Genomic DNA, 12,872 nt, shown 5'->3' with positions numbered 1-12,872 from the left:
GTTAATTTATCCTAGGCAAATACGGCTTCTACGGCTTTCGGCAATGCGATGGGCACGAAATATGCGACTGGATACAAATAATCTTCGCCGGATTCATCAATAACTCGGATAAATTGATGTTCCCCAGCGTGATTATCCGGTATTATTTGGTAGATTTTTCGCACTTCCAAGGATGCTTGATAATCTTGATTGTTAATGCAAACTACAAATTGTGTTTCTAAGTTAAACTTCAACATATTTGCATAAAGTAGTCTGTTCAGACAATGCCTCGCCAACCTCGTCAACTCCAGCCCCAATACTCCTACCACGTTACTAATCGCTGCAATAACCGCGAGTTTCGCTTAACTCGCTCCGAATGCCGCCAAGTTTTCCTCTATGCTATCAAGAAAGCTCAAAACAAGTACAGTTTTAAACTCTATGCTCTCTGCATTATGAGCAATCACGTTCATTATCTCCTAGAACCAACACTACCGGAAGATTTACCTAAAATTATGCACTGGTTAAATTGGTACACTGCTATGTGTTTTAACCGGATGCTCAACCGTACAGGACATTTCTGGGAAAAACGCTATCACAGTACAGGTTTTGCTAATACTGACAAGCGTAGAGCTTTAAATACTTTGCGCTACATTCATGCTAATCCGAAAGCGGCCGGAATGCAGCAAGGATTTTTTTATGATTTCAGCAATTATGGCATTCACGACAGGCTTAGTGAGGATGGGATTACTCAATGGCATCCGGCGTTTTTGGCTTTGGGTAAAACTTTAGATGAATGTGCCGCAGCCTACCGCAAATTTTGCAAGAAGTATCGCCCAAAACCGAAACCTGAGTCAAAAAATCATTGGGGAAGTCGTTTGTTAGTGGGGTTGAAAGTTAAGGGAAAGTCGAAAAAGGCTTCACCGGGACAGATGAGTTTGCCTTGGGGAGAGTGGGAGGCGGAAGACCCAGAAATTTTGGCGGTGGCAGAAAAATTTATCTTCGCTAATTGTTACAACCCACAAGTTGCTGGTAGCATTTTAGCCGAGTCCGGTCAGCAGTGCCAGGTATCGGAAACGTAGAACTGGCGTGGTTTCATGGTTTTTGCCTTTGTAATAAATCTTTATGAAAACCTGAAACGCTTAGATGTTAAACTCTACAAGTCTCGAGGCGCTGCCTTATATCTTTGAAACTGTACTCCTCTATGTAGTATGTTGGGAGGTGTCCCCCCAGGATGTGTTCCGGAGGTGTTCCATCCTCGATCTCTGAGGTGACGACCCAACTAGGATGCCACCAAACCCAACCAATTATACAGCCGAACTCCTCGAAAAGTTCTCGCTCCTTATCCAAGTGATGCCTCCACCGACTTTCATAGATGCGTTTCTGCACCGAAAAGCCGAAAAGTCCGTTACTGTATTTTACCCAAAGTTGGTCAATAGTTCGTAAGTCTTCACAGGGCAATCGATCGAGATATTCACCCCCCGCTGCTTCCCGCATTTTTATTGTCGTTTCCCGATTCGCCTCTTGCCATTTTCGAGTTGCCAGTAAATCGCGCAACTTAGTGTAGTCTACTCCCCGCTCAGATTTGAGGGGAACATCCGGCTCAATTTGAGGCGACTCGCCCGGAATATCGCTGCTCACAATCCTAATCGTTTCATCTGGCATAACTGCTGAAAACTCCAAAGTATTTATATAATTTTGTCATATTCTAACTTATATTCTAACGAGAAATTGCAGCCAAAATCTTCATTAACCTATCTTCGCGTTCCCGGTGATGCCTGCGTAACACGACGAACCCAACCGACATCATGTGAGTGGGAGGTAGGCGAGCATTTTTATACCAATTCCTAAATCCCAAAACCTCTTTGTCCAAACAGACCCTTTCTATGGCAACCTGAAAAATAGGAAACAGAATTTTATAGAGCTTGGTAACAGAACACTAGCAATCACTTATGCAAACTCTACCAAATCCAACTAAAAGCGCATCTAGCCAACCGATTTTCGACACCACCATCAAACGCCGCAAAACCCGACCGGTCAAAGTCGGTAGCGTGACGATCGGGGGCGGCAACCCCGTCGTAGTTCAGTCGATGATTAACGAAGACACCCTCGACATCGACGGTTCAGTCGCCGGAATTCGGCGCTTGCACGAGATTGGGTGCGAAATCGTCCGCGTCACCGTGCCCAGCATGGCCCACGCCAAAGCATTAGCCGAAATCAAGCAAAAACTGCACGCCACCTACCAACCCGTACCCCTCGTCGCCGATGTCCACCACAACGGCATGAAAATTGCCCTGGAAGTCGCCAAACACGTAGACAAAGTGAGAATCAATCCCGGACTTTACGTGTTCGAGAAGCCGAAAGCCGACAGAAGCGAATACACCGACAGCGAATTCGCCGAAATTGGCGAAAAAATCCGCGAAACCCTGGAACCTCTGGTGATTTCCCTGCGCGACCAAGGCAAGGCTTTGCGAATCGGCGTCAATCACGGTTCCCTCGCCGAACGGATGCTTTTTACCTACGGCGACACGCCCGAAGGCATGGTAGAATCGGCCCTGGAATTCATCAAAATTTGCGAATCCCTCGACTTCCGAAATATTGTACTTTCCCTGAAAGCCTCGCGCGCACCCGTGATGGTTGCTGCTTACCGCTTGATGGTGCACCGGATGGACGAACTCGGCATGGATTACCCGCTGCATTTGGGCGTCACGGAAGCAGGAGACGGCGAATACGGCCGCATCAAATCCACCGCAGGCCTCGCACCGCTGCTGACTGACGGCATCGGCGACACCATCCGCGTCTCGCTGACAGAGGCCCCAGAAAAGGAGATTCCCGTCTGCTACAGCATTCTGCAAGCCTTGGGACTGCGGAAAACGATGGTTGAGTATGTCGCTTGTCCTTCCTGCGGTCGCACTTTGTTTAATTTAGAGGAAGTGTTACACCAAGTGAGAGAGGCGACGAAGCATCTCACGGGTTTGGATATAGCAGTAATGGGCTGTATTGTCAATGGGCCGGGAGAAATGGCTGATGCTGATTACGGCTACGTCGGGAAGCAACCGGGTTATATTTCGCTGTACCGGGGCCGGGAAGAAATTAAGAAAGTCCCCGAAGACCGAGGCGTGGCAGAATTGATTGACTTGATTAAATCGGACGATCGCTGGGTTGATCCTTAGCCCCTGAAGAACAGGCAAGATGCCTGTTCCACAAAACATCAAGTTTCTTGTGGGCCGTTGCGCCTAGCCCGTCAGGAACAGGCAAGATGCCTGTTCCACAAAAAAACATCAAGTTTCTTGTGGGCAGTTGCTTCTAGCCCGCCCTGAATAGAACTCGGCAAAGTGGAATAATATATGTACGCCAAACGCGAGCCGGCCTTGCCTGTGTTAGATTGAGCGTAATTATTCTGAACTCTTTTCCTCCCGCGCGTCACACAAATGGTTATAACAAAACGAGGGCTTGTTCTAAGTGCAGCAGCGGTGGTACTCACTGCCGTAACTCTTGCGAACACTGGTTGCAGTTCTAAATCTCTGGCTTCTTTTAGGGGAAGCCCTAAAGAGTTAGTTGATGAAGTTTGGCAGATTATTGACAAAAGTTATGTAGATGGCACTTTTAACCAGGTTGACTGGAAAGCGGTGCGGAATGATTATTTGAATCGGACTTATACCAGCGACGAGGAAGCTTACAAAGCAATTCGGGAAATGCTGAAGAAGCTGGACGATCCTTATACGCGGTTTATGGACCCTAAAGAGTTCCAGAATATGCAGGTTGAAACTTCTGGGGAACTGACAGGAGTTGGGATTCAGTTGACTCAAGATGAGGAAACTAAGAAGTTGGTGGTGATTTCGCCGATCGAAGATACCCCTGCTTTTACTGCTGGGATTCTAGCAAAAGATATCATTACTAAGATTGACGGCAAGAGCACAGAAGGCATGGATACGAATCAAGCGGTAAGTTTGATTCGCGGTCAGGCCAATACTGAGGTGACGCTGACGATTTTGCGGGAAAAGAAGGAATTAGAATTTAAGCTGAAGCGCGCTAAAATTGAAATTCATCCCGTGCGGAAGTCGGTGCAGAAAAGTCCGATCGGAGAAGTCGGCTATATTCGCTTAAATCAGTTCAGTGCGAATGCTGCATCGGAAATGCGAACGGCAATTAAGGATTTGGAACAGAAAAAGGTAACGGGCTATATTTTAGACTTGCGTTCCAATCCCGGCGGGTTGCTGTACGGAAGTATTGAAATTGCTCGGATGTGGCTCAAAGAAGGTACGATCGTCTCGACGGTCGATCGAGTCGGTGAGGCCGATAAACAAACTGCAAATAAGGCAGATCTCACAGACAAACCGTTAGTTGTACTGGTAGATGGCGGTTCAGCAAGTGCTAGCGAGATTCTATCCGGTGCTTTGCAAGACAACAAGCGCGCGGTTTTGGTGGGAACAAAGACGTTTGGTAAAGGTTTAGTTCAGTCAGTACGCGGCGTGGGAAATGGTGCCGGTTTGGCAGTGACAATTGCCAAGTATTTTACTCCCAAGGGCACTGATATCAACAAGGCCGGAATTGAACCAGATTTCAAGGTAGAACTCACCGACGCTCAAAAACAGGAATTGAGGCGCGATCGCGATAAAATCGCTACAACGGCCGATCCGCAGTACGCCAAAGCTATGGAAGTTTTGACACAGCAAGTTACTGGTAAAACCGGGAATGATAAGGCGCAGTCGAAACCGAATGCAGCGCCACCTAAACCGAATGCGGCGCAAGCAAAACCGAGTGCAGCACCTTCTAAATCTAAGTAGAAAACCTGTGTAGGGTTTCAGTTAAAAAAAAAGCATTCGGGGGAAGATTTACGGCTAAAAGCCCAGATTTTCAACTCGAATGCTTCGCTATTTTTGGCAATTCGTCATTGCGAGTCATATCAATGCCGGTAGCATCGTCGGGCGTAAAATCCAGTTAACAGTCCACCATCACGGACGGTGCAACCGGCATTGATATAATTAATCTGCGTTAATCTGTGTTTATCTGCCTGTATCTGCGGTTAAAAAAAGAGAATTTCTTCACTGCAGATGACAAGGAATTGAGGGTGATTCACGCAGAGGTCGAGAAGAGAGATATGAATAATTCCGCTGCTAACAGATTTGATATCACGTTAGCTTTCGCGATGCGGAGGAAAGTAATAGTAATTCGTCATTGCGGCTGGCATTTGCCGGCGCGAATTAATCCGATGCGGCGGGCAATGGCATCTTCGGCAGAATCGTAAGGGCCCCACTTTTCAATAATACTGGGGTTTTGTTCTTCAAGTTGCGCGATCCTCTGCGAGGGCTCCGCCAACGGCACAATCTCGCAATTACCTACAGGACGTTTGACAATATAAAATTTTGGTGTTTCTGTCATAGCTAAATTCGTCAAATAAAAGCTGGATACTAACTAGGCAATTGGCTCATTATATCAAGTAGGGAAACGGCAATGCCGTGTCCCAAGTGGGTCTTAGCATTAAACTCGCAGTCCGACAGTAGTTAAAACCCCTCCCGGGCTGCGGATTTAACCGCCTGCAACTAATAAGAATTAAAAAAAACTAACACTTTTGGAAGATGCCACAATATTTATCTATGATCAAAATATAGACATTTGTCTAAACAGTGTATTAAACCCTTTCAGAAGTGGCGGAATATTCTAATCAATACCAAAAAAAACCATGCAATTTCTACCCAAAACAATCCCCGAAATTCAACCAGAAATCCTACCAGTTAACGAATCACCGCCAGAACTTGTTACTTTCGATGTCGGCGGGATGAAATGTGCCGGCTGCGCGAAAGCTGTGGAACGCCAACTCATGCAATATTCAGGCGTAATTTCAGCTTGCGTTAACTTAGCCGTAGAAGTGGCGACGGTTGAGTGTCAACCGGGGACTGTCGATGCAGAAGCTTTAGCGAAAAAGTTGACTGATAATGGATTTCCCTCTCAGTCTCGTTTAGGTGAAAATCAGCGGGAAGCAGAAGCGGCAACAATTGAACGGCGGCGGCAAGAAATTCGACAGCAAATCAAGCAATTGACGATCGCCCTAATCCTAATTATTTTATCCGGTTTAGGTCACGTACTCGGCACAAAAGCCCCTATTCTCAGCAATATTTGGTTTCACTGGGGACTCGCCACCCTAGCTTTGCTGCTACCGGGCCGCCCGATTATCGTTGACGGGTGCCGCAGTTTGTGGCGAAATGCACCCAACATGAATACTTTGGTAGCTTTAGGCGCTGTCACAGCTTACACCGCTAGCAACGCGGCGCTGCTGTTTCCACGGATGGGATGGGAGTGCTTTTTTGACGAACCGGTGATGCTGCTGGGCTTTATTTTGTTGGGCAAAACTCTCGAACAGCAAGCCAGACGGCGCGCTGCATCAGCTTTGCAAGCTTTAATCGCATTGCAGCCGGCGAAAGCCCGCTTAGTTGATTTTAAACTCCCGAGTTTAGATTTGCGATCGGAAGAATTGGCTTTAAGCTCGACATCTGCGGTCTACGATCCACAATACATTGAAATTCCTGCCGATCGCGTCCGAGTGGGAGAATGGCTGCAAGTTTTGCCTGGGGAAAAAATACCAGTAGACGGTGAAGTCTGCGAAGGCAAAACAACGATAGATGAGTCGATGCTGACTGGCGAATCAATGCCGGTTTTGAAGCAACCAGGAGATACAGTTGCGGCCGGAACTATCAATAAATCCGGGGCAGTTGTGATGCGGGCAACTCGCACCGGTAAGGAAACAACTGTAGCTCAAATGGTGGCTTTGGTACAGGCCGCCCAAACTCGCAAAGCGCCGATTCAAAATTTAGCTGATACTGTCGCGGGATATTTTGTGTATGGGGTAATGGCGATATCGCTTTTAACTTTCCTATTTTGGTATTTTGCCGGGACTCATATTTGGCCTTCTGTGCTTTTAGGACAAGGGGCAATGGATATGGGACACGGGGCAATGAATATGGGAAATCAATTGCCAATTATTCATTATCAATCGCCTTTGCTATTAAGTTTGAAATTGGCGATCGCAGTTTTAGTCATTGCTTGTCCTTGCGCTTTGGGACTGGCTACCCCAACAGCAATTTTAGTCGGTTCTGGCATCGGGGCGGAGCGCGGGCTTTTAATTCGCGGTGGTGATGTTTTAGAACGGGTGCATCAATTAGATACGGTGGTTTTTGACAAGACGGGCACTCTGACAACCGGAAATCTCACACTCACAGATTATTTGCCGATTTTCCAGAATTCGGAGTTGGATTTGAACTCAGATATTAATGTTGGCAACAGGCAAGATGCCTGTTCCACAATTGATGGGGTTTCTGGCAACAGGCAAGATGCCTGTTCCACAATTGATGGGGTTTCTGGAGGCAAACAAGAGGTTTGTTCCACAATTGATGGAGTTTCTGGCACTGCGGTTGACTCAAAACTGCTGCAAATTGCGGCGGCGGTGGAAAGGGGCGCTTGTCATCCCATCGCCGCAGCGATTTTGCTGGAAGCTCAACAACAAGGTTTGCCGCTGTTAGCTGCTGAGGATTTCTCCACGGAACCGGGATTCGGGGTTTCTGCTTTGGTGGAGGGCAGACGGGTGTTCGCGGGGAATGCTGAGTGGATGAAGAAGCAGGGGGTCGCTGTGGCGACGGAATTGTCGGGGTCTTTGCAAGGCAAAACGGCGGTTTACGTGGCTTCTGGGGGCGTTTTGCTGGGGGTAATTGGGCTAAAAGATACTCTGAGGCTGGATGCTAAGGCGGCGGTGGAACGTTTGCGGGGCATGGGATTGCGGGTGATGATGCTGACGGGGGATACGGCGTCTGCGGCGGCGGCGACGGCGCAGCAGCTAGATTTGACGGCGGCTGATGTTTTGGCCGAAGTGCGGCCGGATGGGAAGGCTCGGGCGATCGCGACTTTGCAAGCCCAAGGCTGTAAAGTGGCTGTGGTGGGGGATGGTATCAATGACGCGCCGGCTTTGGCTCAAGCTGATGTCGGTATCGGTTTGCACTGCGGCACTGATGTAGCAGTTGAGACTGCTCAAATTGTGCTGATGCGAAATGCTTTGATGGATGTTGTTGAGTCGATCGAGCTGGGGCGCGCTACTTTTAATAAGATTCGCCAAAACTTATTTTGGGCATTTGGTTACAATACTCTGGGAATTCCGGTTGCAGCGGGTATCTTGCTGCCTGCCACCGGAATTCTACTCAGTCCTGCGGCGGCGGGAGCATTTATGGCGTTTAGTTCTGTTAGCGTTGTTACAAATTCTTTGCTGCTGCGACGCGGATTTCGAGCTTAAATTTAGGGATTGCAGATAAAACTCGGAGGTCATCGGTCATTAGCTAGAAACTAATGACTAATGACCTCCTCCCAAGAGGGAGACAAACCCCTCACACCAGGAGTCGAGAGCCAAGAAGTTTCCACCTTAGTTAGAACCCTCTGATTAATCTGTAGAGTCAATCGAAAATCTCACACCTCAAATTGACTGACTGAGGGCTACAGTGCCATACTTTCCAAAAGTCGCCAGTTATTGTTGTTCATAATTGAACGACTCACTAGCTCGAACATTTGACGGCAGTGGTTGTTGGTTTGCAGGGGCAGCTCTTCGTTTTTAATCACGAAGTTCATGCGAACCTCTGAGTCGCTGGTCATGTTTTTCTCAATTAGGACTTCTGCGGTGACAAGTTTGGCAATCGAAACTTGACCTGGGAGCTCGCGAGCCATGACGGAATCTCCTGTATTGTAGATAATATCAAGATTGCATGACTCTAAAATTTCAATCAGGGACTGACGGAGACGGTCGATGGGAACGGCAACGATAAAAAAACCAGTATAGCGAGCCATAAAAAACTCCAGCCGTGAGGCATTTAGACTTTATTATCATACCGAACCTCGAACAGATGAACAGAACAATATGGATTTATTTTATTCAGGTGGAAAGTTAGGGCAATGAAGGGCAAACTTATCGTGTTTGAGGGGGTTGAAGGTGCCGGTAAAACTACGCAAATGCAGCGCTTGATACAGTTCCTGCAAGCAAGTTGCTTTCTGACAGTCCGCTTGGTGGCTACTCGCGAACCGGGGGGTACTGAGCTAGGAAGGGGACTGCGACATTTGCTGCTGAAACAAGATGGGGGCGAATCTGTATCCGACCGAGCAGAATTACTCATGTACGCTGCCGATCGCGCTCAACACGTCGAAACTTTTCTCAAACCCGAGTTATCGAAGGGAACGATTGTTTTATGCGATCGCTTTACTGACTCTACGATTGCTTATCAGGGCTACGGCCGCGGTCTTAACTTAAATTTAATTAAGCAGTTGAATGCAATTGCCACCGGCGGCTTGGAAAGCGATCTGACTTTGTGGCTGGATATTAATGTGGAGGCGGGTTTGGCGAGGGTAAGATCTCGGGGAGAGTGCGATCGGATCGAGCAAGCAGATTTGAAGTTTCACCGCCTTGTACAGCAAGGTTTTGCGGAGTTAGCCCAGGAAAATAAATCTCGAATTGTCCGGATAAATGCCGATCGCCCTGAATATGAAGTCGCTCAGGAAATTCAAGCTATTGTAACTAGCAGGTTAGAAGCTTGGGGATATTTAAATAATACCTCTTCTGAAAAATAGCGCTAGATAATGTGTAGAGACACGGCAATGCCCTGTCCGGCTCCAAGAACTTACAATTTAACATTCTTAACTCAAAATAATTATTTAGCAGTCCCTTAAACCATAATAACCTTTTGGTATTATAGTAGCCGCGCCGACGGTTATGATGTTCTGACTTGCTGAAACCCGAGATTTTCTTCCTCCTTCCTTATTCCTCTTTCCTTCTTCCCTCTTCCTTCTTCCTTCTTCCTTCTTCCGCAAATATGAATTATTTCACATCATTAATCGGACAAGAGCGAGCAGTAGAATTGCTAACACAAGCAGTCGAGCGAAACCGAATTGCTCCTGGTTATTTATTTGTCGGCTCTAACGGCATCGGCAAAAGTTTAGCTGCTCAGTGTTTCATCGAGCTTTTATTCTCAGCCAATCTTGCCGAAACCCGATTAATAGCCTCCGTGCAAAATCGCGTGCAGCAGCGCAATCATCCAGACTTACTTTGGGTAGAACCAACTTACATGAACCAAGGCAAACGGCTTACACCAAAGGAAGCAGAGGAAGCCGGTTTAAAACGGAAAGCACCACCACAAATTCGTTTAGAACAAGTTCGAGAAATCGGTGATTTTCTCAGCCGACCGCCGTTAGAAGCGGCGCGTTCAGTCGTAGTTTTGGAACAAGCAGAAACAATGGGTGAGGGAGCCGCTAACGGCTTGTTGAAGACATTGGAAGAACCGGGAAAAGCAGCGCTCGTTTTAATTGCTCCGACTGTGGAAGCTTTGCTGCCGACTTTAATTTCCCGCTGTCAAAAAATTCAGTTTTCTCGGCTGAATCCCGAAGCAATGGCACAAGTTTTGCAGCAAGCGGGATTCGCGGAGATTTTAGATCATCCCGAGGTAATGGGGATGGCTCAGGGAAGTCCTGGGGAGGCAATTTCTATTTGGCAGCAACTGCAATCAATACCCGAGGATTTGCTGCAAAAAGTGAAGCAGTTGCCTCAAAACCTGCGGTCTGCTTTGGAATTGGCCAAGGAAATTGATAAAACTTTAGATACTGAATCTCAGTTGTGGTTAATCGATTATTTACAACACTGTTACTGGCAGCAATTTTTGGCAGGGGGAATTAGTCGATCGCCCTTAGAACCCTTGGAAAAAGCACGACAATATTTGCTAAACTACGTACAGCCGCGATTAGTTTGGGAATGCACACTAATGGGAATATGTCAAGCATAATTTAGTGCCGAGTTTGAGCGCAATACGATGAGTAACACGATGGAAAAAGCCACATTTGCCGCCGGTTGTTTTTGGGGAGTTGAACACAAGTTTCGCGCCGTTGCGGGTGTCGTCTCGACTGCTGCGGGCTATACAGGAGGTCACTGGCCGAACCCGTGCTACCTGGATGTTTGCGCCAGAGTCACCGGTCACGCTGAATCAGTGCTGGTAGAGTACGATCGATCGCAGGTCAGTTACGAAGCACTGCTAGATGTATTCTGGAACTGTCACGATCCTACCCAAATCAATCGCCAAGGCCCCGACCGAGGCGAACAGTACAGGTCTGTGATTTTTTATCATAATTCCGAACAAGAAAAAGCCGCTCGCCTCTCCAAACAAAAATTGCAAATCTCCGGTAAATACGACAAAGATATTGCCACCGAAATCAAACCTGCTGGTGAATTTTATATGGCAGAGGATTACCACCAGCAATATATTGAGAAGAAGCGGCTTTCGTCAGAAGTCATTAGTTAAAAATTAGGCAGATCCCACAAAAAATAAAATATCGTAGGGGCGGTAAGGCAATGATCTCTACTAGCGGCCAGTTTATTATTAATGCAAAACTCTGCCTCCCCCACGCCATGTTTATTTCCACCTACTTAGTAATAAATCATTAGTCATGAGATAGTGTTTGGTAGGGGCAATCCCCCCGTGGTAGCCGGATTCTATGGGGATGCGGCACAAGTCTCAGCTTTGAAAATTGGCAAAAGAATATAAATGGGGGGCGGGGAATGCCACTCTGAAGAAGAGCGAGCGCGTTTTAAACAGCTTGTTACGCAAGTCATAATTTTAGAAAAATGCTGTAGTAGTTGGGCGCGTAAGACCCAAACAATTTTGAAATAAAGCCTAAATGAAGATTGAGAATTTCTGTTTCAATTTTCTTGAGTAATCCCGGTTTTTGCGTCCCCGACTGTAGTCATTAGTCAGCAATTAGTAGTCATTAGTCAGATGACAGAAGGAAAAGCGAAGAATACAGCACTTTGCGTGACTAAGAGGTACAGTAACAGCAGTGAGCAAAATAATTTTCGATTTGCTTACTTGAACATAATTTCACACCCAATTCCAATAGTTTTTCCACAATCTGTACACTTCGAGGTACAAATCTCCTGAGCCATGCCTTTAATTCCCACCATAAATGTTCGATGGGGTTAAACTCAGGTGAGTACGGTGACAAATACACTACTCTTGCTCCCACTGCTTCGATCATTTTTTCCACACCTTCTACCTTGTGTGCCTTCAAATTATCCATAACTAATACCGCTCCTTTCCATAATTTGGGAACCAATTGTTCTTGCACAAATTTCTTGAACTCTTCTCCATTCATTGATTGTTTCATTGTTTTCATGGCGATGACCTTCTTGTTGGTTATTGCACCAATTACTGTCACCCTACTTCCTCTATAAAATGGCTTGATATCGTAGCTTCTTTCTCCCTTTTTACTTCTAGCTCTGGATCTCATTATCCCTAGCAATACGCCCATTTCGTCCAAAAATATCAGATCTTTTGGTGCGACATCTCGGATTTTTTTCCAATATTCTATTCGCTGATTTTGATTAATTTCTTTATGGGCTTGACTGCTGCGTAGTGTTTTTTTTTCAAAGTGAGTTGCTGCTTTTTTAGGAATCGGCACATCGCACTCTCGCTCAACCATACTCCTGTTTTTTCGTGCCAATACTCACAGTATTCCGCTAGTGTGTAATCTGGATACTGGGCTACCATCTCTTCAATCTGTTGTTCGTGACCAAACAGTAAACTCGGTTTACCGCCCTTTGCCTGACTAGGGAGTAATCTTCCTGTCTCTTTTTTTCGCTTTAGTAGGGCTTGTACGGTACTTTTACTGACTTGAAATCTTTCTGCTACTTGCCGAATAGAGGTGTTACCTGCCTCGTAAGTGTCAACAATCTTTTGACGCATATCTAGGGAGTAGGGTTTCATTTTTTTCTTTCTTACCACCTCTACTATTGTACCTAACTGTTAAGCAAAGTGCTGTATCTAGTTTTGCAGTCTTACTTGTTTATTTGCTAAGCTAAAGGTGGCGCTCTGTTATCAATAAAC

The 12,872-nt window shown here is 46.5% G+C and carries 13 protein-coding genes; 7 read left to right on the top strand and 6 right to left on the bottom strand.

Features of this window, described 5'->3' with window-relative positions; translation table 11 throughout:
* Positions 1–11: 11 nt before the first annotated feature.
* Positions 12–236, bottom strand: coding sequence for a hypothetical protein (locus D0A34_06490; protein UNU18568.1), 225 nt, complete (start codon positions 234–236; stop codon positions 12–14).
* Between the two features lie 27 nt (positions 237–263).
* Between D0A34_06490 and D0A34_06485 the strand changes: the two genes are divergently transcribed.
* The gene (locus D0A34_06485) at positions 264–1,058 is read left to right on the top strand and encodes a transposase (protein UNU18567.1); all 795 of its coding nucleotides are present in this window, start codon (positions 264–266) and stop codon (positions 1,056–1,058) included.
* A gap of 67 nt (positions 1,059–1,125) precedes the next feature.
* Here D0A34_06485 and D0A34_06480 read toward each other — a convergent pair whose 3' ends face one another.
* A complete protein-coding gene (locus D0A34_06480; protein UNU18566.1) occupies positions 1,126–1,641 on the bottom strand; it encodes a serine/threonine kinase in 516 nt (171 codons plus the stop codon).
* A gap of 287 nt (positions 1,642–1,928) precedes the next feature.
* Between D0A34_06480 and ispG the strand changes: the two genes are divergently transcribed.
* Together ispG and D0A34_06470 are read left to right on the top strand one after the other, a co-directional pair.
* Positions 1,929–3,149: a 4-hydroxy-3-methylbut-2-en-1-yl diphosphate synthase gene (gene ispG / locus D0A34_06475; protein UNU18565.1), complete on the top strand. Its 1,221-nt coding sequence runs from the start codon at positions 1,929–1,931 to the stop codon at positions 3,147–3,149.
* Between the two features lie 258 nt (positions 3,150–3,407).
* Positions 3,408–4,763, top strand: coding sequence for a S41 family peptidase (locus D0A34_06470; GenBank protein UNU18564.1), 1,356 nt, complete (start codon positions 3,408–3,410; stop codon positions 4,761–4,763).
* A gap of 388 nt (positions 4,764–5,151) precedes the next feature.
* Here the strand turns inward: D0A34_06470 and D0A34_06465 are convergent, their stop codons facing one another.
* Entirely contained in the window at positions 5,152–5,358 is a 207-nt protein-coding gene (locus tag D0A34_06465; protein UNU18563.1) for a DDE transposase family protein, read from the bottom strand.
* Positions 5,359–5,659: 301 nt separating this feature from the next.
* Between D0A34_06465 and D0A34_06460 the strand changes: the two genes are divergently transcribed.
* A complete protein-coding gene (locus D0A34_06460; GenBank protein ID UNU18562.1) occupies positions 5,660–8,254 on the top strand; it encodes a Cu(2+)-exporting ATPase in 2,595 nt (864 codons plus the stop codon).
* Between the two features lie 197 nt (positions 8,255–8,451).
* Here the strand turns inward: D0A34_06460 and D0A34_06455 are convergent, their stop codons facing one another.
* Positions 8,452–8,799, bottom strand: a complete 348-nt coding sequence (locus D0A34_06455) for a hypothetical protein (GenBank protein ID UNU18561.1) — start codon at positions 8,797–8,799, stop codon at positions 8,452–8,454.
* A 105-nt stretch (positions 8,800–8,904) separates the two neighbouring features.
* On the opposite strand from D0A34_06455, the gene D0A34_06450 reads away from it, so the two are divergent.
* From D0A34_06450 to msrA, 3 genes are all read left to right on the top strand, one after another.
* Entirely contained in the window at positions 8,905–9,573 is a 669-nt protein-coding gene (locus D0A34_06450; GenBank protein UNU18560.1) for a dTMP kinase, read from the top strand.
* 242 nt (positions 9,574–9,815) lie between these two features.
* Positions 9,816–10,778 (top strand): DNA polymerase III subunit delta', encoded by a 963-nt coding sequence (locus tag D0A34_06445; GenBank protein UNU18559.1) that lies wholly within the window; start codon positions 9,816–9,818, stop codon positions 10,776–10,778.
* A gap of 39 nt (positions 10,779–10,817) precedes the next feature.
* Complete coding sequence (msrA, locus tag D0A34_06440; GenBank protein UNU22199.1) at positions 10,818–11,291, top strand: peptide-methionine (S)-S-oxide reductase; 474 nt, start codon at positions 10,818–10,820, stop codon at positions 11,289–11,291.
* Between the two features lie 514 nt (positions 11,292–11,805).
* On the opposite strand, the gene D0A34_06435 is transcribed toward msrA, so the two are convergent.
* Together D0A34_06435 and D0A34_06430 are read right to left on the bottom strand one after the other, a co-directional pair.
* Positions 11,806–12,468, bottom strand: coding sequence for an IS630 family transposase (locus tag D0A34_06435; GenBank protein UNU18558.1), 663 nt, complete (start codon positions 12,466–12,468; stop codon positions 11,806–11,808).
* Positions 12,354–12,752 (bottom strand): transposase, encoded by a 399-nt coding sequence (locus D0A34_06430; protein ID UNU18557.1) that lies wholly within the window; start codon positions 12,750–12,752, stop codon positions 12,354–12,356. The genes D0A34_06435 and D0A34_06430 overlap by 115 nt, the downstream gene beginning before the upstream one ends.
* Positions 12,753–12,872: the final 120 nt, after the last annotated feature.

Origin of the sequence: Microcoleus vaginatus PCC 9802, from assembly GCA_022701275.1 — a bacterium.
Taxonomy (GTDB): domain Bacteria; phylum Cyanobacteriota; class Cyanobacteriia; order Cyanobacteriales; family Microcoleaceae; genus Microcoleus; species Microcoleus vaginatus_A.
Note: the sequence above shows the minus strand (reverse complement) of the source record. Positions and strands in the feature narration are given on the sequence as shown.